Annotated in this window: 21 protein-coding genes; 8 read left to right on the top strand and 13 right to left on the bottom strand. The window is 70.4% G+C overall.

The genetic code is table 11. The features are described 5' to 3' along the window. Positions 1–4 precede the first annotated feature (4 nt). The 4 genes from OHT77_RS15895 to OHT77_RS15880 all read right to left on the bottom strand — a co-directional run bounded on the left by OHT77_RS15895 (position 5) and on the right by OHT77_RS15880 (position 6,775). On the bottom strand, positions 5–3,841 hold the full coding sequence (locus OHT77_RS15895; protein WP_328829108.1) for a multifunctional oxoglutarate decarboxylase/oxoglutarate dehydrogenase thiamine pyrophosphate-binding subunit/dihydrolipoyllysine-residue succinyltransferase subunit: 3,837 nt from the start codon (positions 3,839–3,841) through the stop codon (positions 5–7). A 281-nt stretch (positions 3,842–4,122) separates the two neighbouring features. Then, complete coding sequence (locus tag OHT77_RS15890; protein WP_266772486.1) at positions 4,123–5,229, bottom strand: sensor histidine kinase; 1,107 nt, start codon at positions 5,227–5,229, stop codon at positions 4,123–4,125. Further along, positions 5,226–5,966, bottom strand: coding sequence for a response regulator transcription factor (locus OHT77_RS15885; RefSeq protein ID WP_033282112.1), 741 nt, complete (start codon positions 5,964–5,966; stop codon positions 5,226–5,228). Before OHT77_RS15885 ends, OHT77_RS15890 begins: the two co-directional genes overlap by 4 nt. Before the next feature lie 113 nt (positions 5,967–6,079). After that, a complete protein-coding gene (locus tag OHT77_RS15880) occupies positions 6,080–6,775 on the bottom strand; it encodes a spermidine synthase (protein WP_328829106.1) in 696 nt (231 codons plus the stop codon). A 195-nt stretch (positions 6,776–6,970) separates the two neighbouring features. Here OHT77_RS15880 and OHT77_RS15875 point away from each other — a divergent pair, with 195 nt between their 5' ends. Continuing rightward, positions 6,971–7,915, top strand: a complete 945-nt coding sequence (locus tag OHT77_RS15875; protein WP_328829104.1) for a rhomboid-like protein — start codon at positions 6,971–6,973, stop codon at positions 7,913–7,915. A 32-nt stretch (positions 7,916–7,947) separates the two neighbouring features. Here the strand turns inward: OHT77_RS15875 and OHT77_RS15870 are convergent, their stop codons facing one another. The 3 genes from OHT77_RS15870 to OHT77_RS15860 form a co-directional block, all read right to left on the bottom strand. After that, the gene (locus tag OHT77_RS15870; RefSeq protein WP_328829101.1) at positions 7,948–8,790 is read right to left on the bottom strand and encodes a GNAT family N-acetyltransferase; all 843 of its coding nucleotides are present in this window, start codon (positions 8,788–8,790) and stop codon (positions 7,948–7,950) included. Positions 8,791–8,855: 65 nt separating this feature from the next. Beyond that, entirely contained in the window at positions 8,856–9,254 is a 399-nt protein-coding gene (locus OHT77_RS15865; protein ID WP_328829098.1) for a hypothetical protein, read from the bottom strand. 45 nt (positions 9,255–9,299) lie between these two features. Continuing rightward, positions 9,300–9,725, bottom strand: coding sequence for a DUF4259 domain-containing protein (locus OHT77_RS15860; RefSeq protein ID WP_328829095.1), 426 nt, complete (start codon positions 9,723–9,725; stop codon positions 9,300–9,302). Positions 9,726–10,240: 515 nt separating this feature from the next. Here OHT77_RS15860 and lon point away from each other — a divergent pair. Next, positions 10,241–12,658, top strand: coding sequence for an endopeptidase La (lon, locus tag OHT77_RS15855; protein ID WP_328829093.1), 2,418 nt, complete (start codon positions 10,241–10,243; stop codon positions 12,656–12,658). Positions 12,659–12,722: 64 nt separating this feature from the next. Here lon and OHT77_RS15850 read toward each other — a convergent pair whose 3' ends face one another. Next, positions 12,723–13,541 (bottom strand): lysozyme, encoded by an 819-nt coding sequence (locus tag OHT77_RS15850; protein ID WP_328829091.1) that lies wholly within the window; start codon positions 13,539–13,541, stop codon positions 12,723–12,725. Positions 13,542–13,758: 217 nt separating this feature from the next. On the opposite strand from OHT77_RS15850, the gene OHT77_RS15845 reads away from it, so the two are divergent. Then, on the top strand, positions 13,759–14,343 hold the full coding sequence (locus OHT77_RS15845; protein ID WP_328829090.1) for a MarR family winged helix-turn-helix transcriptional regulator: 585 nt from the start codon (positions 13,759–13,761) through the stop codon (positions 14,341–14,343). 25 nt (positions 14,344–14,368) lie between these two features. On the opposite strand, the gene OHT77_RS15840 is transcribed toward OHT77_RS15845, so the two are convergent. Next, positions 14,369–15,157, bottom strand: a complete 789-nt coding sequence (locus OHT77_RS15840; protein ID WP_328829089.1) for a hypothetical protein — start codon at positions 15,155–15,157, stop codon at positions 14,369–14,371. Between the two features lie 353 nt (positions 15,158–15,510). On the opposite strand from OHT77_RS15840, the gene OHT77_RS15835 reads away from it, so the two are divergent. Genes OHT77_RS15835 through OHT77_RS15815 form a run of 5 tightly spaced genes read left to right on the top strand, consistent with a single transcriptional unit; the run spans position 15,511 to position 21,075 of the window. Next, positions 15,511–18,270, top strand: coding sequence for a sensor histidine kinase (locus tag OHT77_RS15835; RefSeq protein ID WP_328829088.1), 2,760 nt, complete (start codon positions 15,511–15,513; stop codon positions 18,268–18,270). After that, positions 18,267–18,770, top strand: a complete 504-nt coding sequence (locus tag OHT77_RS15830; protein WP_266772505.1) for a roadblock/LC7 domain-containing protein — start codon at positions 18,267–18,269, stop codon at positions 18,768–18,770. Before OHT77_RS15835 ends, OHT77_RS15830 begins: the two co-directional genes overlap by 4 nt. After that, complete coding sequence (locus OHT77_RS15825) at positions 18,767–19,177, top strand: DUF742 domain-containing protein (RefSeq protein ID WP_019058213.1); 411 nt, start codon at positions 18,767–18,769, stop codon at positions 19,175–19,177. The genes OHT77_RS15830 and OHT77_RS15825 overlap by 4 nt, the downstream gene beginning before the upstream one ends. Next, entirely contained in the window at positions 19,158–19,796 is a 639-nt protein-coding gene (locus tag OHT77_RS15820) for a GTP-binding protein (protein WP_328829087.1), read from the top strand. Before OHT77_RS15825 ends, OHT77_RS15820 begins: the two co-directional genes overlap by 20 nt. A 25-nt stretch (positions 19,797–19,821) precedes the next feature. After that, positions 19,822–21,075, top strand: a complete 1,254-nt coding sequence (locus OHT77_RS15815) for a styrene monooxygenase/indole monooxygenase family protein (protein WP_328829086.1) — start codon at positions 19,822–19,824, stop codon at positions 21,073–21,075. 29 nt (positions 21,076–21,104) lie between these two features. Here the strand turns inward: OHT77_RS15815 and OHT77_RS15810 are convergent, their stop codons facing one another. The 4 genes from OHT77_RS15810 to OHT77_RS15795 all read right to left on the bottom strand — a co-directional run bounded on the left by OHT77_RS15810 (position 21,105) and on the right by OHT77_RS15795 (position 24,339). Further along, positions 21,105–22,196 carry a C40 family peptidase gene (locus OHT77_RS15810; RefSeq protein WP_328829085.1) on the bottom strand — a complete coding sequence of 364 codons (1,092 nt, stop codon included), beginning with the start codon at positions 22,194–22,196 and terminating at the stop codon, positions 21,105–21,107. A gap of 103 nt (positions 22,197–22,299) precedes the next feature. Next, entirely contained in the window at positions 22,300–22,620 is a 321-nt protein-coding gene (locus OHT77_RS15805) for a hypothetical protein (RefSeq protein WP_328829083.1), read from the bottom strand. Continuing rightward, positions 22,613–23,260, bottom strand: a complete 648-nt coding sequence (locus tag OHT77_RS15800; RefSeq protein WP_328829082.1) for a TetR/AcrR family transcriptional regulator — start codon at positions 23,258–23,260, stop codon at positions 22,613–22,615. Before OHT77_RS15800 ends, OHT77_RS15805 begins: the two co-directional genes overlap by 8 nt. 140 nt (positions 23,261–23,400) lie before the next feature. Continuing rightward, the gene (locus OHT77_RS15795; RefSeq protein ID WP_328829080.1) at positions 23,401–24,339 is read right to left on the bottom strand and encodes an AurF N-oxygenase family protein; all 939 of its coding nucleotides are present in this window, start codon (positions 24,337–24,339) and stop codon (positions 23,401–23,403) included. Positions 24,340–24,487 lie beyond the last annotated feature (148 nt).

Below are 24,487 nucleotides of genomic sequence, written 5' to 3'. Positions count from 1 at the left end.
AGGCCTACGCCTCGAACACCTCGCGCACCAGCTGCTCCTGCTCAGCCTGGTGTCGCTTCGCCGAACCCACCGCCGGAGACGACGAGTGCGGGCGGGAGATCCGCCGCAGCCGCTCTCCGTGAGGAACATCCGCGCCGACCGCGAGGTCGAGGTGGTCGATCAGGTTGAGGGCGATGAACGGCCAGGCACCCTGGTTCGCCGGCTCCTCCTGGGCCCACAGGTACTTCTCGACGTTCGGGTACTTGTTGACCTCCGCCTGGAGCTCCGCACCCGGCAGCGGGTACAGCCGCTCGACGCGGATGATCGCCACGTCCGTGGTGCCGCGCTTGGTGCGCTCGGCCTCCAGGTCGTAGTACAGCTTGCCCGCCACGAAGACGACCTTCTTGACGGCGGCCGGGTCGACCGTCGCGTCGCCGATGACCGGGCGGAACTGGCCCGTCGTGAACTCCTCCGTCTTCGACGCGGCGGCCTTGAGGCGCAGCATCGACTTCGGGGTGAAGACCACCAGCGGCTTGTGGTGCGGGTTGTGCACCTGCCACCGCAGGAGGTGGAAGTAGTTCGACGGGAGCGTCGGCATCGCGACCGTCATGTTGTTCTGCGCGCACAGTTGGAGGAAGCGCTCGACCCTCGCCGAGGAGTGGTCCGGGCCCTGGCCCTCGTAGCCGTGCGGGAGGAGCAGGGTGACGCCGGACGTCTGGCCCCACTTCTGCTCCGCCGCCGAGATGTACTCGTCGACCACGGACTGCGCGCCGTTGACGAAGTCGCCGAACTGCGCCTCCCACATCACGAGCGCGTCGGGACGGGCGAGCGAGTAGCCGTACTCGAAGCCCATGACCGCGTACTCGGAGAGGAGCGAGTCGTAGACGTTGTAGCGCGCCTGCTCCTCGGAGAGGTACTGGAGCGGGGTGTAGTCCTCGCCCGTCTGCCGGTCGATGAGGACCGCGTGGCGCTGGCCGAACGTACCGCGGCGGGAGTCCTGGCCGGAGAGGCGGACCGGGGTGCCCTCGAGGAGCAGCGAACCGATCGCGAGCGTCTCGCCCATGCCCCAGTCGATCGTCCCGTCCTCGACCATCGTCGCCCGGCGCTGCAGCTGGGGCAGCAGACGCGGGTGGACGTGGAAGTTGTCCGGGATGTTGACCTGGGACTCGGCGATGCGCTTGACGACCTCGGAGGAGATCGCCGTGTTGACCGCGACGGGGAACTCGGCCTGCGGGTCCGACATGGGCGCCGCGCCCGGCTGGGACGTCGCCTCGCGGACCTCCGTGAAGACCTTCTCCAGCTGGCCCTGGTAGTCCTGGAGCGCCTGCTCGGCCTCCTCGAGGGTGATGTCGCCGCGACCGATGAGGGACTCGGTGTAGAGCTTGCGCACCGAGCGCTTCTTGTCGATCAGGTCGTACATCAGGGGCTGGGTGAAGGCCGGGTTGTCCGACTCGTTGTGACCGCGGCGGCGGTAGCAGATGAGGTCGATCACCACGTCCTTGTTGAACGCCTGACGGAACTCGAAGGCCAGGCGGGCCACACGGACCACGGCCTCCGGGTCGTCGCCGTTCACGTGGAAGATCGGGGCCTCGATCATCCTCGCCACGTCCGTCGCGTACATCGAGGAGCGCGAGGACTCCGGGGCGGCGGTGAAGCCGACCTGGTTGTTGATGACGATGTGGATCGTGCCGCCGGTGCGGTAGCCGCGCAGCTGGGACATGTTGAGCGTCTCGGCCACGACGCCCTGGCCCGCGAAGGCCGCGTCACCGTGCAGGGCGAGGGGCAGGACCGTGAAGTCCGTGCCGCCCTTGTTGATGATGTCCTGGCGGGCGCGGACGATGCCCTCGATGATCGGGTCGACCGTCTCCAGGTGGGACGGGTTCGCCGCGAGGGTGACCTTGATCTGCTCGCCGTCCAGGCCGGTGAAGGTGCCCTGGGCGCCCAGGTGGTACTTCACGTCGCCGGAGCCGTGCATCGACTTCGGGTCGAGGTTGCCCTCGAACTCGCGGAAGATCTGGGCGTACGACTTGCCGACGATGTTGGCGAGCACGTTCAGGCGGCCGCGGTGGGCCATGCCGATGACGACCTCGTCGAGGCGCGACTCGGCCGCGCTGTCGATGACCGCGTCCAGCAGCGGGATGACCGACTCGCCGCCCTCGAGGGAGAAGCGCTTCTGGCCGACGTACTTCGTCTGCAGGAAGGTCTCGAAGGCCTCCGCCGCGTTCAGCCGGCGCAGGATGCGCAGCTGCTCCTCGCGCTCCGGCTTGGAGTGCGAGCGCTCGATGCGGTCCTGGATCCACTTGCGCTGCTTCGGGTCCTGGATGTGCATGAACTCGATGCCGGTGGTGCGGCAGTACGAGTCGCGCAGCACGCCGAGGATGTCGCGCAGCTTCATCAGGGACTTGCCGGCGAAACCGCCGACCGCGAACTCCCGCTCCAGGTCCCACAGGGTGAGGCCGTGCTCGGTGATGTCCAGGTCGGGGTGCTTGCGCTGGCGGTACTCCAGCGGGTCGGTGTCGGCCATGACGTGGCCGCGGACCCGGTAGGAGTGGATCAGCTCGAAGACGCGGGCGGCCTTCGTCACGTCGTTGTCGTGCGACGCGTCGATGTCCTTGAGCCAGCGGACCGGCTCGTACGGGATGCGCAGCGCCTCGAAGATCTCGTCGTAGAAGCCGCTCTCGCCGAGCAGGAGGTTGGCGACGATCCGCAGGAACTCGCCGGAGGCGGCGCCCTGGATGACCCGGTGGTCGTAGGTCGACGTGAGCGTCATGACCTTCGAGATGCCGAGCTTGTTCAGGGTGTCCTGGGAGGTGCCCTGGAACTCCGCCGGGTAGTCCATCGAGCCGACGCCCATGATGACCGACTGGCCGGGCATCAGGCGGGGGACCGAGTGGACCGTGCCGAGGCCGCCGGGGTTGGTCAGGGAGACCGTGACACCGGTGAAGTCGTCCATCGTCAGCTTGCCGTCGCGGGCGCGGCGGACGATGTCCTCGTAGGCCTGCCAGAACTCGAAGAAGTTCAGCGTCTCGGCCTTCTTGATGCCGGCGACGACGAGCTGGCGGTCGCCGTTCGGCTTCACGAGGTCGATGGCGAGACCGAAGTTGACGTGCTCCGGCTTGACCAGGGTGGGCTTGCCGTCCTTCTCCTGGAAGGAGTGGTTCATCGACGGCATGGCCTTGATGGCCTGCACCATCGCGTAGCCGATGAGGTGGGTGAAGGAGATCTTCCCGCCCCGGGCGCGCTTCAGGTGGTTGTTGATGACGATGCGGTTGTCGAAGAGCAGCTTGACCGGAACCGCGCGCACCGACGTGGCGGTGGGGACCTCGATCGAGGCGTTCATGTTCTTCGCGACCGCGGCGGCCGGGCCGCGCAGCGTGACGAACTCCGGGCCACCGGTGGCCTCGGCCGCGGGCTCCGCCTTCGGCTTCGCGGCGGCGGGAGCGGCGGCGGCCGGCTTGGCGGCGGGCGCCGGAGCCGGGGCTGCGGCCTTCGCCGGCGCGGGAGCCGCGGCTGCGGGCGCCGGCGCGGGGACCGCCGGAGCGGCGGGCGCGGGTGCGGCAGGAGCGGCCTGGGCCGGAGCCGGGGCCTGGGCGGCGGGTGCCGCCGGGGCCGGGGTGGTTCCTACGGCCCCCGCGGCCGCAGTACCCGCCGAAGTCGAGGTCGGGGCGGCAGCCGCGCCCGGCTTGTAGTCGGCGAAGAAGTCCCACCAGGCTCGGTCAACCGAGTTCGGATCCTGGAGGTACTGCTGATAGATCTCGTCGACGAGCCACTCGTTGGGTCCGAACGCCGCCGCGGGATTCTTACCCGCGGGTTGGTCGGACTCGGTCGAGATGGTCGAGTTACTGGGGGACTGTGACGACACGGCGGCAACCGCCCTCTTCCGCTTCACAAGGTGATGGACAGCGGGAATTAAGGCTACGCCCCCATGACGGCCAAGGTCAGGTCGGGCCGGTCCATCGTCGCGTAAGTCACATCGGAAAGTGTGTTTCGAGCGCTGAAATGGCGGGAAACAGGCGTGGTTCCGCTACGGAAGGGGCGCGTCGATGCGGGCCGGGCGCGCCGATGGCGCGGGCCTGTGCCTGATCACACGTGTCCGTCAGCGCGGACCGTCGTGGATCTTGGGGCTCCGGTTCGAACTTTACGTCAACTTGGCACAGATGACAGTCCCGGGAGGGTGACGATGATCCTGCAGCCACGGTCGGATTCGGCCACACCGATCCGGCCGCCGTGCAGATCCACCGCCCAGCGGGCGATCGCCAGGCCGAGGCCCGTACCGCCGTCGCTGCCGGGTCCGTGGGGCGCGCTCACCGCTCCCCGGTTGAACCGCTCGAAGATGTGCGCCCACTCCGCCTTCGGGATGCCGGGCCCCTCGTCCAGGACCTCCAGCTCCAGCGACTCCGGCAGCGACCCGCGCCGCGCCTTGACCGTCACCCGGCCGTGCGCGGGGCTGTGCTTGACCGCGTTGTCGATGAGGTTGGCGACGACCTGGTGGATCCGCTCCGGGTCCGCGAGCGCGGTCAGCTCCGGCGGGGACACGTCCAGGTGCAGATGGACGTCCGTGCGCGTGTGGCTCCCTGAGCCCGACGCGATGCCCGCCCGCGCCGAGGCGACCATGTTGGCCTCCTTGAGCACGCCCGAGAGATACGGCCAGACCTCGAACCGGCGGGTCTTCAGCGGTACGACGCCGTTGTCCAGCCGGGACAGGTCGAGCAGCGTCTCCACCAGCCGCCCCAGCCGCTCCGTCTGCTTCAGCGCGGTCCGCATGGTCTCCGGGTCGGCCGCCGAGACGCCGTCGACGACGTTCTCCAGGACGGCACGCAGGCCCGCGATGGGGGTGCGCAGCTCGTGCGAGACGTTCGCGACGAGTTCCTTGCGCTGGCGCTCCTGCGCCTCCAGCTCGTCGGCCATGACGTTGATCGTCCCGGCCAGGTCGCCCAGTTCGTCGCGGCGGTTCTCCCGCACCCGGCGGGTGTAGTCACCGCGCGAGATGGACCGGGCCACCGTGTTCATCTCGTCCAGCGGCGCGGTGAGCGAATGGGCCACGAACTGCGTTATCAGCAGTGTGGCGATCATCGAGAAGACCGTGATGAAGCGCAGCTCCGTCGCCGTGCGCATGGCGATCATCATCAGACCGGTGGTGATGAGCACCGCGATGACGACCAGAGCGCCCAGCTTGGTCTTGATCGAGAACGGGCGTACGCCGCCCCAGGGCTCCCCGGGGCTCCTCCGTGACGTCGGCCCTTCGCTCATGGCGTCGGTGTCTCCAGTGCGTAGCCCACGCCGTGCACCGTGCGGATCCGCTCGGCGCCGATCTTCCGGCGCAGCGCCTTGATGTGGCTGTCGACCGTGCGGGTGCCGGAGGCGTCCGCCCAGTCCCAGACCTCGGCGAGCAGCTGCTCGCGCGAGAGCACGGCACGCGGGGTGTTCGCCAGGCAGACCAGCAGGTCGAACTCGGTGGGCGTGAGGTGGACGTCCTCACTGCGCACCCGCACCCGGCGCTGCGCGTGGTCGATCTCCAGCTCGCCCAGGCGCAGGATGCCCGAGCGCGGGGTGGACGCGGCCACCACGGCACGCTCCACCCGGCGCAGCAGGACGTGCACCCGCGCGGCCAGCTCCCGCATCGAGAACGGCTTGGTCATGTAGTCGTCGGCGCCGACCCCGAGCCCGACCAGCATGTCGGTCTCGTCGTCGCGCGCGGTGAGCATCAGCACCGGCACCGGGCGGGCGGCCTGCACACGGCGGCAGACCTCCAGCCCGTCGAAGCCGGGCAGCATGATGTCGAGGATCAGCAGATCGGGCTGCCAGGCCTCGGCGGTGTCGACGGCCGAAGGCCCGTCGCCCGCGGTCTGCACGAGAAATCCCTCGGCGCGCAGACGGGCCGCGATGGCGTCGACGATCGTCGGGTCGTCCTCGACCACCAGCACCCGGCGCTGCGCGCCCGGCGTGGCCGTGGCCGTACCGTTGTGGGAGGTGTGTGTCTGCTCCATCGCCCGCCCCTGAAGTGTGCTTTCCGGAACCAGTGGGGTGATCCCATGACTGCGCTTGACGCTTGAATGATCGGCGTCAGGGAAGCAGAGTACGGGGAGTCACCGCGCCTTTGCTATCCAGGTCGGACGGCGAGGTGCACGACGTCGGGAACTCCTCGGGCAACGGGGATCTCTTCGGTACGCACCTGTTGGAACCCGGCATTCCATAAGGTTCGTTCAAATTCCGGAGAGGGCTGCGCGGACCATACGGCGAGTACCCCTCCCGGTCTCAACACCCTTGCGCAGCTTGCCAGTCCGGCCGGTGAGTAGAGGCTGTCGTTGCCCTCGGTGACGGTCCAGTCGGGGCCGTTGTCGATGTCGAGGCAGAGCGCGTCGAAAGTGGCGCAAGTCTCATTGACGAAAGCGACAAGATCCGTTTCCACAATTACCGTGCGGGGATCGGCGAGAGCGGACGCGGAGAGCGCGGACAGCGGGCCCGAGCGGTGCCATTCGACGATCGCGGGTTCCCGTTCGACGACGCTGATCCGGCCCCAGCGGGGGTCGGCCGCGGCGTGCGCGAGCGAGAATCCGACGCCGAGGCCGCCGATCAGCACATGAGGTGCGGGGCGGGAGCCGAGGGCGTCGCGTGCCGCGTCGATCAGCAGCCGCTCCGAGCGGCCGTCCGAAGTGTCCATCAGGAAGCAGCCGTTGGCGATGATCTGCAGCAACTCCCCGTGCCGGCGCAGCACCACTTCGCCGTAGGGGCCCTCGCGCCGGTCCAGGACGACGGGGGAGCCGTACCCGGGAGCGCTGTCGTACGCGGTCGTCATGCGAACCATCCTGGCAGTTTCACCGGATCGGTCAGCCGAATTAACCCAGGGCGGTCCTGTCCGGGTGCAAGGTACTGGCGGACGCGTCGGAAGCCTTTCAGGTTGCTGTGAATCGGCCCTCGCGTGGCGTCGGTCATAGACAGCGGCAGGTGGGACGGCGAAGGGTGGGGTGTGAACCGGAAGGAGCGCCTCACCGTGGAACGGATCGCGACGGCCGACACCCAGGCCTCCGCCACGCCTCCGGGCGGGCCCCCGGCCGCTGAATCCGGGTCGGCCGCGCCCCTGGATTCCGGGCTGCTGGACGCGATGCCGAGACAGCGGGAAGTACCGGACGACACCGGGGAGTTGGTGTTCGCCACGCCGGTCCCGGCGACCGCGCTCGCCTGCGCCTCCGCGGCGGTGTCGCCCTCCGCGTCGACCCCGGCCGTCCCCGCCGAGTACGCGCCACGGATCGCCCCCGCCCTCACCGCGCTGCGCGGCGTCCGCCCCTGGCGCCTGCTGCCGACGCCCACCGGGACGCCGTTCACCTTCTGTTACGGCGTGCTGCTCGTCGTCACCTCGCTGATCGCGCAGTACGCCGGCCCCACCCTCGTCGGCCAGTTGCACCAGGCGTCCAGCACGGACGTCACCCACCTCCTCCGCGACCCGTTCCTCGTGCTGGTCGCGAGCGCGCTGTGGATCGTGGGCGGGATGGTGTCGCCGTACGCGTTCCTCTTCCTCCTGGTACTGACCGCGCTGGAACGCCGGATCGGCGGCGTACGGACCGCCGGGGTGTTCCTCTTCGGCCACATCGTCGCCACCCTCGCGACCGAAGGGACCGTGGGCATCGCGGTGTTGGCGGGCCACCTGCCCGCCAGTTCCCTGCACCGCCTCGACTACGGCATCAGCTTCGGCGTCGCCACGAGCATAGGAGCCCTCGCCGGCCTCCTCCGCCCCTGGCTCGGCCTCCCGATGATCACCCTCTTCGCCTGGACCCTGATCCAGTCCCTCCTCGCCTTCACCGACCCCATGACCAACTGGGGCCACCTGATCTCCCTGACGATAGGCATCACCACCTGGCCACTGATACGGCGATGGGCACGGGCGGTACAGGTGACAAGGGAAGCCGGGGCGGGGTGGGTTGAGGTCGCGGAGGTCTGAACTACCCCGTGGGCTGGGTGCGTTCAGGTTCTTCAGTGGTCCCGGGCTGCCAAGTCGCCGCCCTCGCCGGGCGGTTGATCCGGTGACCACACGTACGGCGTGGCCGTGGTGATCGCGTGGAAACCCAGGCGGCGCAGGATCGGGGCGCTGTCGTCCGAGGCGTCCACGTGGAGGTACGGCACTCCGCGGGCGGCGGCGAGGGCGGCCCGGGTGGTGACCAGCGCGCGGTAGATGCCCTTGCCGCGCCACTCGGCGACCGTCGAGCCGCCGAGCAGGGTGGCGAACTCCGTCCCGGGCCGGAAGGAGAGCCAGGCCGCGGAGATCATCTCGCCGTCCGCCTCGACGGCGTGGACGACCATCTCGTCCGGCGCGGCGGCGATACGGCCGAGGAGGTCGGCGGCCAGCCAGTTCAGATCCATGTCCCAGATGGCCGACTGGACGGCGCCGAGCCGCCGCAGGTCCGCCTCGGCGGTGATCCGGCGGATGGTGACCCCGTCCGGCAGCACGGGCTCCGCCAGCGCCAGCTCCTCGGACCGGCCGACGAGCACCGTCTCCCGTTCCTCGGGCACGAAGCCCGCCGCGCGGAGGCGGTCGGCCAGGTCGGGCGGGGTGTCATGAGAGCGGGTCCTCCACTTCACGCTCTCCCCGCGCGCCGCGAAGAAGTCCCGCTGCCGGGCGATCAGTTCGTCCAGCTCGCGCCCCCGTATCCCCAGGTCGCGCGGGCCGCTCACGTAACCCCGGAACTGTCCGACCGTCCGCAGCAGCGGCCCGTCCTTCTCGTACGTCACTCCGGCCGGCGGGATGGGCGGGGTGCCTCGCAGCTGGTCGTCGTAGGCGGCGAGGAGGGTCTGTGTCTCGCTTTCCGGATCTGTCACGGGGCGACGGTACGAGGCCTTGGTCATCGGCGGGGTGCGGGGTCGTCGCCCGTCGTGCGTCGGCTTCAGGTGCGGGTGATGCCGTCGCGGAACTCCTGGAAGGCGTGCCAGGCCGAGGGGCTTCCCGGGGTGATCAGGTCTCCCGAGGAGCAGTCCAGCACCTTGCAGTCGAAGGCGCCCGCGAGGCGGAAGACCGAGGTGAGGACGTCGTCGCCGGAGCCGCGGATGTGCAGCATGATCGAGTCCACGGGGTCTTCCGAGCCGATGTTGAGTTCGATGGACCAGGTGGGTCCGGTGAGGTCGCCCCAGGTGGGGTCGGAGAGGTCTGTTCCGGGCTCGGCTCGGCTGATGGTGGCGAGGACTTCGTGCCGTGGGCCGAACGGGCGCGGAGAGTGGTCGGCGGGTATGTCCTGTGCCGAGGTGATGTCGTCGGGCAGGTTGAGGAGGAGAACGTCCCAGCTCACGGGGGCCTTCCGGGTCGGGGGCGGGTGGGTGCGCCGTTGCGTGGGTCAGGCCGGGCGGGGTTGGTCTCCCGGCGGCGGGGGCGTGAGTGTGCTGCGGAGTTGGTTGACGGCAGCGTGCCAGGGGGCGCCGTCTGATTGGGCCCAGAGGTCCAGGAGTTCGGACGGGTCGGTCATGACGTGGTCGAGGGCCTGGAGGGCGAGGGCGCGTAGGCCGGTGAGGTCGGGGACGAGTTCGTCCGGGCCGTAGTGGGGGTCGGCGGGCTCGCCGCCGGGGCACTGCGCGGCGACCAAGGCTGCTGCCGCGACGGCTTCGTCGGCGATGTCCGCGTCGAGGTAGCCGAGGGTGTCGGCCGCTCGGGCGAGGGTGTCGCGGACCAGGCCCGTACGCGCGTCCGGGGCGGCGTCGTCGAGGGTGTTGCACCAGTCCGCCGCGGTGTCGTTGTCGAAGGGGCCGACATCCCAGGTGCCCATGTGTCTCCCGTGATCGTGTTCGTGGTGATGTTGCGTCCGGGGATCGTGGCAGGCGGCACTGACATCGACCTCCGAGGTCGGCCTCCACAGCGACTCGCGGAGGCGGCCGTCGGGAGCGGGGGGCCGTCCCCGGCCGTCCTGGCTATCCCCGGCTATCCCGGCCGTCCCCGGCTATCCCGGCCGTCCCGGCCGTCCGGCTATCCCCGGCCGTCCGGCTATCCCCGGCCGTCCGGTCATCCCCGGCCGTCCCTGGCCGTCTCGGCTTTCCCCGGCTATCCCCGGCCATCCCCGGCCGTCCCCGGCCATCCCCGGCCGTCCCGACCATCCCTGCCACCCCCGGCCACCCCTACAACCCACCCCGTTCCCCGGGAAGCCCCCGCCCCATTTCCGGGTTGACCTGCACAGAGCCAAGGGCGCGGCGCCTGATCGCTCACGGCGAACAACCGGTGGGGAACAATCGAAGTCGCCCAAGCATTGAGTCGGCATAGCTCAACTTGACTGCCTAAGGGGAGATCATGGCTTCGACGTCCACACCGCTCACCCTGCCCGTGCTGCCGCTCGACGACGAGGTCGTGCTGCCCGGAATGGTGGTTCCGCTGGACCTGAACGACACCGATGTACGCGCCGCCGTGGAGGCCGCCCAGGCCGCCGCGCGGTCCGAGCCCGGAAAGCCCAAGGTCCTGCTGGTGCCACGCATCGACGGGACTTACGCCAGCACCGGCGTGCTCGGCACCATCGAGCAGGTCGGCCGGCTGGCCGACGGTGACCCGGGTGCACTGATCCGCGGCCGTAGCCGCGTGAAGATCGGGGCCGGTACCACCGGTCCCGGGGCCGCGCTCTGGGTCGAGGGCACCGCGCTCGACGAGAGCCTGCCCGAACCCCTGCCCGGCTCCGTTTCCGAGCTGGTGAAGGAATACAAGGCGCTGGCCACCGCATGGCTGCGCAAGCGTGGGGCCTGGCAGGTCGTCGACCGCGTGCAGGCCATCGATGACGTGTCCACCCTCGCCGACAATTCCGGTTACTCGCCCTTCCTGACCACCGAGCAGAAGATCGAGCTGCTGGAGACCGCCGACCCGGTGGCCCGGCTCAAGCTCGCCACCCAGCACCTCCGCGACCACCTCGCCGAGCAGGACGTCGCCGAGACCATCGCCAAGGACGTGCAGGAAGGCGTCGACAAGCAGCAGCGCGAGTTCCTGTTGCGGCGCCAGCTCGAAGCCGTCCGCAAGGAACTGCGTGAGCTCAACGGCGACACGAGCGACGGCGAGGAGTCCGACGACTACCGCGCCCGCGTCGAGGCCGCCGACCTGCCCGAGAAGGTCCGCGAGGCCGCCCTCAAGGAGGTCGAGAAGCTGGAGCGCTCCTCCGACCAGTCGCCCGAGGGCTCGTGGATCCGCACCTGGCTGGACACCGTTCTCGAACTGCCGTGGAACGAGCGCACCCAGGACGAGTACGACATCCAGGGCGCCAAGGCGATCCTCGACGCCGAGCACGCGGGCCTGGAGGACGTGAAGGAGCGCATCACCGAGTACCTGGCCGTGCGCAAGCGGCGCGCGGAGCGGGGCCTGGGTGTCGTCGGAGGCCGGCGCGGCGGTGCCGTGCTCGCCCTCGTCGGTCCGCCCGGCGTCGGCAAGACCTCGCTGGGCGAGTCCGTCGCGCACGCGATGGGGCGGAAGTTCGTCCGCGTCGCGCTCGGCGGTGTCCGGGACGAGGCCGAGATTCGTGGTCACCGGCGTACGTACGTGGGTGCCCTCCCGGGTCGTGTCGTCCGCGCGATCAAGGAGGCCGGGTCCATGAACCCGGTGGTCCTGCTCGACGAGATCGACAAGGTGGGGTCCGACTACCGGGGCGACCCGGCGGCGGCTCTGCTCGAAGTGCTCGACCCCGCGCAGAACCACACCTTCCGCGACCACTACCTGGAGGTCGAACTCGACCTGAGCGACGTGGTGTTCCTGGCGACGGCCAACGTGCTGGAGGCCATCCCGGAGGCACTGCTCGACCGCATGGAGCTGGTCCGGCTCGACGGTTACACCGAGGACGAGAAGGTCGTCATCGCCCGTGACCACCTGCTTCCGCGCCAGCTGGAGCGGGCGGGCCTCAAGGACGACGAGGTCGTCATCGACGAGAGCGCGCTGCGCAAGCTCGCCGGTGAGTACACCCGGGAGGCGGGCGTCCGCACCCTGGAGCGGTCGATCGCCCGGCTGCTCCGCAAGATCGCGGCGCAGCACGAACTGGGCGAGCGGAAGCTGCCGTTCACGGTGACCGACGCCGACCTGCGCGGCCTGATCGGACGGCCGCACCACGTGCCCGAGTCCGCCCAGGACCCGGCCGAGCGCCGCACCGCGGTGCCCGGTGTCGCCACCGGCCTCGCGGTCACCGGCGCGGGCGGTGACGTCCTCTACGTCGAGGCGTCGCTGGCCGACCCGGAGACGGGCGCGGCGGGCCTGACCCTGACCGGTCAGCTGGGTGACGTGATGAAGGAGAGCGCGCAGATCGCCCTGTCCTTCCTCCGCTCGCACGGCGCCGAACTGGAGCTGCCCGTGGGCGACCTGAAGGACCGGGGTGTGCACATCCACTTCCCGGCGGGTTCGGTGCCGAAGGACGGCCCGAGCGCGGGTGTCACGATGACGACGGCCCTGGCGTCGCTGCTCAGCGGCCGGCTGGTCCGCACGGACGTGGCGATGACGGGTGAGGTCTCCCTGACCGGTCGGGTCCTCCCGATCGGCGGCGTGAAGCAGAAGCTGCTCGCCGCGCACCAGGCCGGGGTCACCACCGTGATCATCCCGAAGCGCAACGAGCCCGACCTGGACGACGTCCCGGCGGAGGTCCTGGACAAGCTCGACGTCCACGCGGTGACGGACGTCCGCCAGGTCCTGGAGCTGGCGCTGTCGCCGGCGACGAACGGCGCGACGCCGGAGGTTCCGGTGGCGGCGTGACGGACGTCCACCGGTAGGTGAAGGCCCGGGTCCCTTCAAGGGGGGCCCGGGCCTTCGCCGTACGTCAGCCGTTGGCGAGCGCGACCACCCGGTCGAGCGCGCCGTTGAACTTGTCGTGGTCCCCGACCGTCGGCCCGGACGACGTGTACTGCCACATCGTGTAGAAGCCCCATCCGGCAGGCAGCGTCCCCGGGTCCGAGGCGTACCGCGCGATCCACAGCGGATGGGCGGACGCGAAGGCGGACGAGTTGCCGGTGCAGTCGCTCCACCAGCTCGTCGCCGTGTAGATCACCGCGTCACGGCCGGTGCGGGACCTGTACGTGGAGAGGAAGTCGGAGATCCAACTCACCATCGCCGACGCCGACTTGCCGTAGCAGGACGCGCCGTACGGATTCCACTCGATGTCGAGGACACCGGGGAGGGTGCGGCCGTCCTTGGACCAGCCGCCGCCGTGGTCGACGAAGTAGTTGGCCTGGGTGGCGCCGCTCGTCGTGTCCGGGGTCGCGAAGTGGTACGCCCCGCGGATCATGCCGACGCCGTAGGAGCCGTTGTACTGCTGGGCGAAGTACGGGTTCGTGTAGTACGTCCCCTCGGTCGCCTTCGTGTAGGCCCACTTGACCCCGCTGCTCCACAGGGTCGACCAGGCGGCGTTGCCCTGGTAGGCGCTGACGTCGACGCCCTCCGTCTGGGTGGCGTCACCGCCGGCCGGGGTGCCGTCCTGGCCGTCGTGCGCCAGGACGCCGATGCCGAGGTAGGCGGAGCCGCGGGCGGGGACCGTGGCGGCGCCGGCCGGGTGGGCGAGGGCCGCGAGCAGGATTCCGGAGAGGGCGAGCGCGAGGGAGAGAGGGCGCGGGCGGGGTGTTCGGGGTCTGTGCGCGGGCATGGCGTGGCCTCCGAGGGGGCGGTGGGGGGAGTGGGGAGAGAAGCGGTGATGATGGCGTGGCCATGCCAGCAATTGCCTGGTAAGGACGCTACGCACCGAGAAGACCGCGTGGGAAGGGGGTCCGGACGCTGCCGTTGGTCTAGCCCTGCGAAATACTGACGGAGCTGCGGCGATGACGGTGTTTGGCGGAAACTTTCACGAGCGGGAAAGCGGACCAATGGGTGCTGACGTGCACAAGGGCGAGGACAGAAACGGCGACCGGCCTTCCGGAGGCGGTGACCGGCTGCCCGGGGACGCCGAGCGGCTGTCCGGAGGCAGGGACGCGGTGCCCGCCGGTGACGCGGTGCCCGCGGGCGGCGACGAGCTCGTCGCGGACCACGAATACCTCTCCCTGGAACGCGAGTTGACGTTCCTCCTGCGCCGGGCCCGGGCCAACCAGGGCGAGATGGCCCGCGAGGTCCACCCCGACCTGGAGTCCGCCGCCTACGGCCTGCTGGTCCGGCTGGAGGAGTACGGCCGGCAGCGGGCCACCGAACTGGCCGCCTACATCGGCGTCGGCAAGGCCACCATGTCCCGCCAGCTGCGCGCCCTGGAGGACCTCGGCCTGATCGCCCGCGAGCCCGACCCGGCGGACGGCCGCGCCTGGCTGGTCGACCTCACGGACGAGGGCCGCCGCCGGGTCACCCACGTCCGCGAGGCCCGGCGCGCCCGCTACGTCACCCAGCTCTCCCACTGGGACCGCCAGGAGGTCGCCGAACTGGCCCGCCTGCTCCACCAGTTGAACGGCGTCATCGGCAAGTAGAGGGGAGCGGGGCCGGGGCGGGCCTTCACAACTCGACGTAGACGACCGTCGCGTCGTCGTGGGTCTTGCTCCGCCGCAGATACGTCCGCTCCTCCGCGTCGGCCCGCTCCAGCGCCCGCACCCGGCCGACCAGCTCCGCCGCCCCTTCCTTCCGTACGAGCGCGAAGCAGTCCGCCCAGTCGCCTTCGCCGAACTTCTCCACCCACCGCGTCGCCCCGTCCGTCAGGGCGGTGAGGGCGCGGACCTCGGCGCGGGGGAGCGATCCGGTCACCGCGCGCTCCGCGACCGACGGATCGGCGGCGGCGGTGAAGAAGCCGCCCTCCTTGTTGCGGAGCGTGGTGTCGATCAGGGCGTCCGTCGCGAGGGCGGAGCGCGGGAGGCGGGACAGCCGGTCGTCGAGTACGACGGTCACCTCGCCGGACGGGTTTTCGGCCAGCAGCGCCGAGTCCGAGAGGACCAGGTATTCGATCTCCGCCGATGACCAGCGGGCCAGCACCACGGTTGCCTGTGGGGTGCGTGGGTGAGAAAGGTCACAGGTGGTGGCGTGGGCCTCAGCTGTTCGGAGGATCGCCCGGGAGAGAATCTCCGCCAGGGTCAGATCCCGGTAGGAAACGGTCAGTTCGGTCAGTGCGCCCCCCAGGCGGGCGGTGTACCAGGGGACCGAATGCAGACAACCCGTCTCGCCTCTCGGCGGGGTGACTCCGTCCAGGACGATCAGCGAACCGCCCTGTCCCGAGGCCGGAAGGCCGACACTCGCGAAGTCCTCGTTGGGGCGGTCCGGGTCGCCGGGTTCCGACGCAAGTTCCGTACGCATTCGGCCAGTCTGCACGACCTCTTCACAGGCTTCGCAAAAAGTTGGCACGCACGGTCGAATGGGCGCGCTCGTGCAGGTCAGACGCCTGCTTTGGGAGGGAATGGATCACTCCGGGAATGCGTGGCGGCGAATCCTGCCAAAGCCCGCCGCTCACGTCCAACCGGCGCGGTACGCGGGCCCCTTGGACGGCCCGCCGGAACTTGCCCGCCAACTCCCGTCCGGGGTTCACTCCTTCGGGTGGCGGGCCGGACGATGCGCGACCGCTGCCTACCGGCACTGGGAGGGTCGCCGTACCGGAGTGACGGAGCGTCACCCGGGCCCATGGGTATCACGAGTCAGGAATGCGAGCACCGGTGCAGAAAAAGCGGCCGCGGCGCACAGGCAAGCAGACGGCCCCTCAGGGGGGCGCCACCGGTGCCGCCGTGCCCGACCCCGCGGGCAAGGGACGCCGTACCCACGTCCGCAACCGGCTCATCATCGCGGTGGCCGTCGTGGCCGCCGCCATCGCGGCAGCCGGTGTCCCCTCCCTGATCACCGCCTCGGGCCAACTGAGCGACTCCCAGGACCTGGTGACCCTCGCCGGACAGACCCAGGACGCGCTGTCGCTCGCGCACTCCCTCGCGGACGAGCGGGACGAGGTCACCTCGTACATCGCCGCCGGGCGCCCCAAGTCCCAGGCCCCCGCCGAGGACCGCAGCGCCCGCGTCGACCGCCAGGTCGAGGAGCTCCGCGCCGACACCGACATCCCAGCCGCGCTCCGCTCGGACCTCGACGACGTCGCCGCCGTACGACGGGCCGCGCTCACCGGCAAGAGCAGCGCGCTGCAGGCGCACGACGCGTACTCCGGCGCCATCACCGAACTGCACCGGCTGGCCGAGCAGCTGGCCGAGAAGATGCCGCCGCGGGCCGGCTCCGGCGCCCACGCGCTCGCCGAACTCGACGCCGCCGTCCAACAGGCCGCCGCCACACGCGGGTTGCTCCTCGCCGCCCTGAACGTGCCGTCGACCACCGAGACGGTCATCAGCCCGATCACCGGCCTGCCGGTCACCGAGTCCACCTCCACGAAGGCCCAGACCAAGGAGCGCGACGCCCTCAGCGCCGCCGCCCAGCAGGCCCGGCTGCGCTCCGACGCGGCCCTCGCCGACTTCCGCGAGACCGCCACGAAGGACGCCGTCGCGGGCTACGACTCCACGGTCACCGGGAGCGAGGTCAACTCCGCCGAAAAGTACCTCACCTCCCTCACCGCCCAGCCCACGCTGTCCGACGACCAGTTGGACACCAGCACCAAGAAGCTCGACGCGGCGCTCTCCGCCCGGGTCGACCTGATGCGCGGCGAGGAGTCCGCGCTCTACGTCGACCGCGCCAAGGACCTCGCCCAGCTCCGCGACGACGACGTCAAGGCGCTGGAACTGCGCGTCGCGATCCTCGGCGCCCTCATGCTGCTCGCCGTGGGCATCGCCACCGCCATGGCCCGCACCCTCACCCGCCCGCTCTCCGTCCTGCGCCGGGGCTCGACGCGGCTGGCCGAGGCCGAGGACCTGGGGGCCGAGGAGCCGATCAAGTTCACCGGCCGCAACGACGAGTTCGCCCAGGTCGTCCGCTCGGTCAACGCCCTGCACGCGCACGCCGCCGCCCTGCACGAGCGCATCGCGACCCTGGAGGCCGACCGCAAGCACCTCGTCGGCCAGCGCCAGAAGATGGCCGACGCCCGCGAGGAACTCCGCGCCGAAGTCACCGGCTCCGCCGAGCAGTTGGAGCGGCTGCGCACCAGCATCGGCGGCACCTTCGTCAACCTCGCGCTGCGCACGCTGGGCCTGGTCGAGCGCCAACTCGCCGTCATCGAGGGCCTGGAGGAGCGCGAGCAGGACCCCGACCGGCTCTCCACCCTCTTCAAGCTCGACCACTTCGCCACGGTGATGCGCCGTCACAGCGAGAACCTCCTGGTCCTCGCGGGCACCGAACACGTCCAACAGCACGCGGGTCCCGTCCCGTTGGTGGACGTGGTCCGCGCGGCGGTCAGCGAGATCGAGCGCTACGAACGCGTCCGCATCTCGGCACTGCCCCCGCACGCGCACGTGGCGGGCTACGCGGCCGACGACATCAGCCACCTCCTCGCGGAACTGATGGAGAACGCCACGTCGTTCTCCCCGCCGGACGCCCCCGTCGAGATCGCCGGCTGGCTCCTGGAGAACGGGGAGGTCATGCTCTCCGTCCAAGACGAGGGCATCGGCATGACCGCCACCCGCATGACCAGCCTCAACGCCCGCCTCACCGAGTTCGACCCGGACTCCCCCTACGACCAGGAGGGCGAGGAGGGCCTCGGCCTCGGCCTGTACGTCGTCGCCCGACTGGCCCACCGCCACGGCGTCCGCGTCCAGCTCCGCGACCAGAAGCAGGGCGGCATCGCGGCGGTGGTGGTCCTCCCCAGCCCGCTCCTTCCCGCGGCCCCCACGTCGGCGGTCCCGTCCGCCACCCCGCTCGCCACCGCCGACACCCACTCCTACTCCCTCCCCGGAGCCACGGCGGAGTCCAACTCCAACGTCCTGCACGGCCGTTCGGACCACAAGGACCCCCTGGTGGCCCTGGCGGAGCAGGCGGTACGCGAGACCCCGGCGGACCCCTCGGCGGACGCGCCGGTGGAGATCCAGGCGGAGTCCCCCGCGGAGATGACGATGGAACTCCTGCTGCCCCTGGCAACGGAGAACCCGAAAGCCGCCGACGCCGAGTCCGCCCCACAGGGGCCACCCGCACCCGACCACGAAAGCCGCACGGGCGGTCCGGGTGGGAACGAGTACACGGCTGATGGCGAAGCCGAGGCCGTGGAACACGAACGAGCCCAGGACGAGGACCCTGTCACCGACAAGGGCCTCCCCAAACGCACCCCCAAGCTCACCCAACCCGCCCAGGCCCCGCGCCAGCGGACCGGCACGGTGGACGCCGACGCCCTCCGCCGCAGACTGGGCGGCTTCCGCGCGGGAGCCTCCGCCGGCTACCGAGACGTAGAAGCGGAGATCGCCGAACAGACCGGCCAGAACCCGGTCCCGGCACCGCGCAGCGCGACCGCACGATCCGAGGAACCCACGGGGGGCACCGTCGAGGAGGCAAGCAGTTGACCGCGCCCAGTACCTTCGGACTGAGCAGTGAAGCCCGCAACCTGCACTGGCTGCTGAGCAACCTCGTCGAGGAGGTGCCCGGCATCCAGTCGGTCGCGGTCGTCTCCTCCGACGGGCTGCTGCTCCTGTCCTCCGATCCGGGGAGGAACGCCGAGGCCAAGGAGGCCGTGGAGACGAAGCGTTCGGGCCCGCGCGGCTCGGCCGCCGACCTCGCCACCATCGTCTCCGGCATCGGCAGCCTCACCATCGGCGCCGCGAAGCTGATGGACTCGGGCCCGGTGAAGCACACCATGGTCGCCATGGAGGAGGGCAGCCTCTTCGTGATGTCGATCAGCGACGGTTCGCTGCTCGGCGTGCACGGCTCCGCGGACTGCGACATGAGCGTCGTGGCGTACCACATGGCGCTCTTCGTCGGCCGCGCCGGCCACGTCCTGACGCCCGAACTCCGCAGCGAGCTACGGAAATCCCTCGAGGACGCGACCACCGGGAGTGCGCGATGAGCCGTACGCCCAACAAGCTCCCGGTGCGCGGCGGCGAGCGCAAACCCGCCCGGGTTCGCCCCTACTCGCTCACCGGCGGCCGTACCCGATTCGGCCATGTCCTCCTTGTCGAGACCTTCGTGGCGGCGCTCGAAGCCCCGGAGGAGCGCAAGGAGTTGACGAACGGTTCCCTCAACACCCGGGTCATGCCGGAGATGCGGGCCATCGTCGAACTCTGCCGCCGTATGCGCACGGTGGCCGAGATCGCCGCGCTGCTGAAGATGCCGCTCGGTGTGGTCCGCGTGCTCCTGAGCGATCTCGCCGACCAGGGAAAGATCCGTGTGTACGGAACCGGAACCGCTCACGGTACGGGCCGTCCTGACCGCGCTCTGCTGGAAAAGGTGCTGAGTGGACTCCGTCGTCTCTGACGCCGCCGCCTACGGCGTCTCCCCGCTCCTCGACGAAGAGGAGCTGCGGCCCTGGCAGCAGGACCGTACCCGCGCGCCCGTCGCCACGAAGATCGTGGTGGCCGGCGGCTTCGGCGTCGGCAAGACCACCATGGTCGGCGCCGTCTCCGAGATCCAGCCCCTCCAGACGGAGGCGCTGATGACCGAGGCCAGCGAGGAGACCGACGACCTCACGGGCACCCCGGACAAGGTGACCACCACGGTCGCCATGGACTACGGCCGTCTCACGCTCGACGACGACCTGGTGCTCTACCTCTTCGGTACGCCGGGGCAGCAGCGGTTCTGGTTCATGTGGGACGACCTGGTGCGCGGCGCGATAGGCGCCGTCGTGCTCGCCGACACCCGCCGCCTCAAGGACTGTTTCCCCGCGCTGGACTACTTCGAGAGCTGCGGACTGCCGTACGTCGTCGCCGTCAACCACTTCGCGGGCAGCGAGCGGTTCGACCCGGAGGACGTGCGGGAGGCCCTGACGATTCCCGCCCACGTACCTGTCATGATCATGGATGCGCGGCGGCGGATTTCGGCCATCGAGACCCTGTTGGCGCTCGTCGCCCACGCGCTGGACGTCACCCCTGAGTAGTCGCGACCAAGGAGCCACCACCCGCATGCGGAAGATACTCGTCGTCGGAGCCGGCCAGTCCGGGCTCCAACTCGCCCTCGGACTCCAGTCGCACGGGTACGAGGTCACCCTGATGTCCAACCGGACGGCGGACGAGATCCGCTCCGGGCGGGTCATGTCGACGCAGTGCATGTTCACCACGGCACTGCGGCACGAGCGCGATCTCCAGCTGAACTTCTGGGAGTCCCAGGCCCCGAAGATCGAAGGACTCGGCGTCTCGGTCGCCGCCCCCGGTTCGCACGACCCGGGTCCGACCCAGCGCGCGATCGACTGGGTGGGCAAGCTCGACGGGTACGCGCAGTCGGTCGACCAGCGGGTGAAGATGGCCGGCTGGATGGAGACGTTCGCGCAGCGCGGCGGCCAACTGGTCATCCACGGCGCGGCCGTCGGCGACCTCGACTACTTCTCCCGTACGTACGACCTCGTGCTGGTGTCGGCGGGCAAGGGCGAGCTGGTCTCGATGTTCGCCCGCGACCCGGAGCGGTCCCCGTACACCGAGCCGCAGCGGGCGCTGGCCGTCTCCTACGTCCACGGTCTCGGACCGCGCCCGGAGCACCCCGAGTTCGAGGCGGTCCGCTGCAACCTGGTGCCCGGCGTGGGCGAGTTGTTCGTCATGCCGACGCTCACCACGTCGGGGCGCGCGGACATCCTGTTCTGGGAGGGCATACCCGGTGGTCCGGTGGACGCCTTCCACGGCATCAAGGACCCGGCGCAGCACCTCTCCCTGACCCTGGAACTCATGGAGAAGTTCACGCCGTGGGAGTACGAGCGCGCTCGGGGCGTCGAACTCACCGACGCGGGTGGGACGTTGGCGGGGCGGTACGCGCCCACCGTCCGTAACCCCGTGGGCCAACTCCCCGGCGGTGGACTGGTGCTGGGCGTCGCGGACGTCGTCGTCGCCAACGACCCGATCACCGGGCAGGGGTCCAACTCCGCGTCCAAGTGCGCGGCTTCCTACCTCGCGTCGATTCTCGAGCACGGGGAGAAGGAGTTCGACGGGGACTGGATGTCGGCCACGTTCGAGCGGTACTGGGAGACGGCTCAGCACGTCACCAAGTGGACCAACGCGATGTTGGCTCCGCCGCCGGAGCACATCCTCAACCTCATCGGGGCTGCCGGGCAGTTGCCGCCGGTGGCGGATCGGTTCGCCAACGGGTTCGACAATCCGGCGGACTTCGAGAACTTCTTCTATGAGCCGGAGAAGACGGGGGCGTACCTGGCTTCCGTTGCCGGGGCCTAGTCGCCGTTGGGGTTGCGGGGAGTTCGCGGCTATCGGCTCGTTGTGGCCGGTCGCGCCGTTCCCCGCGCCCCTTTGGGGCGGGCGTCTGGACGTACTGCTCCCAGGATCGGGTAGGTCGCGATCGGGGAGACCTGGATCTTCTCGCCCGTTCTCGGAGCCTGCACCACCTTGCCGTCGCCCAAGTACAGGGCGACGTGGGTCGCCTTGGGGAAGTAGACGACCAGGTCGCCGGGGCGCAGGTGCTTCAGGGGGACCTTGGGCAGGGTGGCCCACTGCTCCTGGCTTGTTCTGGGGATCGGGGTGCCTGCGTGGGCCCATGCCTGGGAGGTCAGGCCGGAGCAGTCGTAGGTCTTCGGGCCCTCCGCGCCCCACTCGTACGGCTTGCCGATCTGCTGGACGGCGTAGCGCAGGGCGCGGTCCCCGGCTCGAGAGGGCTCGCGGTTGTCGTCGCCCAGGGCGCCTGAAGTGACCAGTGTCCGCTGGGCCTTGTCGACGTCGGTCTTCTCGAAGTCGGCGAGGGCGGTGAGTTGGTCGGGGGTGAGGGCGGTGAGGAGTTTCTCGACGTCGGCCAGGCGCTGCTGCACCTTGTCGCGTTCCTTCTTCTGCTGTGCGGCCAGCGTGAGTTGACCGTCCAGGGCCTTGCGGGCCGCGCGGGCCAGGCCGTCGCTCTTCTTCTCGGTGCCGACCAGCCGGCCGATCGTCTCGGCCCGCTCGCGCGCCAACTGCCCGATGACATGGCCCTCGTCGAGCGCGTGCTGCGGATCGCGGGCGAGCAGGAGGCGGACGTACGGGGAGATGGCGGTGCTGTTCTGGTACTGCTCCCGGGCCAGCCGGCCCGCGGCGCCGCGGCTGTCGTGGAGGGAGAGACGGGCGCGGGTCAGCTCGGAGTCCAGCCGGTCGACCTCGGCGCGCTGCTTCTTCAGCTTCTCCTCGGTGGCGTTGTACGTCTCCGTGGCCTGTTCGGCACCCTGGTAGAGGGACTGAAGATCCGTCAGGAGTTCGGCGACAGGACGCTGTCCGGGTGCCTGCGGTTCGGGCACGGCGGCGGCGGGCAGCGGCGCGAGAACGGTGCCGGCCGCCACCGTTGCCGTACAGACCAGACGCAGAAGCCTTCCTGACACGTCATCACCTCCGGTGCGCGGCGGGCCATCCGCCCCGCACCGTGAGCATCAGCCGGGGTCGGCGGGTCCGCGCGCCGGGTGTGCGCGGTTCGGCGTAACCCGGTCACTCGTGGGTGTCGTCCGGCTTGCCGCCCGGCGTGGCGTCTGGCTTGGTCCAGGGCCACCTGAGTCCGCTGCCGGGCTTCCCTTCGGGGTCGTATTCGTACTTCCAGCCCTTGGGGAGACCGAGCCGTTTGCTGTGCGCCCGGGGGACCCGGCGGTAGACGAGGACCGTGGGCGGGCCGCCTGCGTCGTCGGGGACCGGGATGCGGTACGTCTTCGGCGGGGTGCCGGTCGGACCGAGCAGCACGGGCAGGGAACGCCCGTCCATCGGGCCGCCCTCGAACGGGGTCTCTTCGCTCTTCACGGGACCAGTCTCAGCCATCCACCGCGAGATCCTGGACCAGCGCGGCGGTCTGCGGGTCCCGCCGGGCGGTCACCGACAGTACCGCCACGAACTGCTCCACCAGCCAGTCCCGCAACTCGTCGAGCGGCGGTTCCTTGTCCTCGTCGAGCCAGATCAGCGACGCGGCTTCCACGGCCGTGATCCACATCCGTACGGTCATGCGCAGCCGGGGGCCGGGGTCGGCGACCCCGAGATGGCTGAGGATGTGCACGGCCGCGGCCCTGCGGACGCCGTCCACGATCGCCGTCGTACGGGACGTCTCCACGACGCTGCCGCCCTGGAGCAGGGCGCTGAAACCGGCGTCGTGCTGGTCGACGAAGCCGAGGTAGCGGTCCAGGGCGCGGGCGAGGCGGGCGACGAGGGGGCCCTCGCGGGGTTCGTCGAAACACTGCTGGAGTTCGTCGGCGGCGGACCTGAGCGCGGCCTCGTACAGCTGCTGCTTGCCGCCCGGGAAGTACCGGTACACCAGGGGCCGCGAGACCCCGGCCGCCTCCGCCACGTCGTCGAGGGAGACCTCCTCGGGAGCGCGGTGCGCGAAGAGGGTGAGCGAGGCGTCCAGGAGCTGGCTGCGCCGCTCCTCGACGCTGAGGCGGCGGTAGGCGGGCACGGCGGGGGTCATGGGTGAAGGGTAGTCGGCGGGTGCGGGTGCGTCGTGGCTGGTCGCGCAGTTCCCCGCGCCCCTTGAAAACGCTGGCCGGCCGGTCTTTCAGGGGTGCGGGGAACTGCGCGACCAGCCCCCACCGGGCCGCACTCTGACACTCAAGCCAGCAGTCCGGACGCCTTCCACAGCCGTCGCCCGACACCCCGCAGCACACCGATGTCGTCAAGGAACTCCGTCAGCTTCCTCGACCCGTTCTGCATGACCTCCCGCCGATGCCCACTCGCCCGCACCTGAGCCACCGCCTCATTCCGGTCGAGCCCTACGTTCGTGTAGACCTCGGGATTGACGAAGGCGATGGAGAAGATCCGCGCGAACTCCCCGGACGTGACCCGGGTGTACTCCTGCGACCACCGAGGCGCGGTGATCATCTGCCGCCGCAACTCCTCCCGCGCGTACCGGACATGACGGGCTTCCTCGACGACGTGAATCCGCGTCACGCCCCGCACCAACGGCTGCACCCGCTCATCCGGGAACGTCAGCCTCTGCATCCAGTCGAGGACTTCCTCCCCGAGCAGCGTCGCCGTGAACGAACCGGGCGTCGTGGAGATGGTCTTGAACAGCCGCCCCAGATTCTGATGGGCCCGGCTCACCGGATACCAGGGGGTCTCGCCCCGGGAGATCAGCCGGGCGAACATCTTCGAGTGCCGGCACTCGTCCTCGATCTCGGTGAGCGCATAGCGCACATGCGCGCTGGTCGCCGCCTTGTCGTAGATGTGCCGGACGAGCAGCTGCATCAGGATCAGCTCGAACCAGATGCCGAGGGACGCCAGCGCCGCGGCCTCGTGCTGCGAGAGCAGGATGCGCTGCTCCTCGCCCATCCGTTTCCAGAGCGGGGTGTCGTACAGGGACACCAGCTCCGGCGGCCAGAACCACTTGCCGTCCTCGAAGGGCGCGTCCCAGTCGAGTTCCTTGTCGGGGTCGAAGGAGTGCCTGGCGGAGGAGGCGAGCAGCCGCTCGGCCACCTGCTCACGGTCCTTGAGCAGGCCGAGCGCGTCGCGCAGCCCGTCGACCGCGTCGGCTTCGGTCAGCGTCGTCATGGTTCTCCCACCTCACGGCTCGCGTGTTACCCGGGGTCACACCCCCCAGGGTCTTATGAGACTGCTTGTCAGCAAGCTCGTCAATCCCCCCGGCGGGATTTCTTGGCCCCGGGTTCCACATGTCCGCCGTCATCCGCCGTGCGACGGG

Source organism: Streptomyces sp. NBC_00252, from assembly GCF_036187565.1.
In the GTDB taxonomy this organism is placed as follows: Bacteria; Actinomycetota; Actinomycetes; order Streptomycetales; family Streptomycetaceae; genus Streptomyces.
This window is presented reverse-complemented; position numbering and strand designations above follow the sequence as displayed.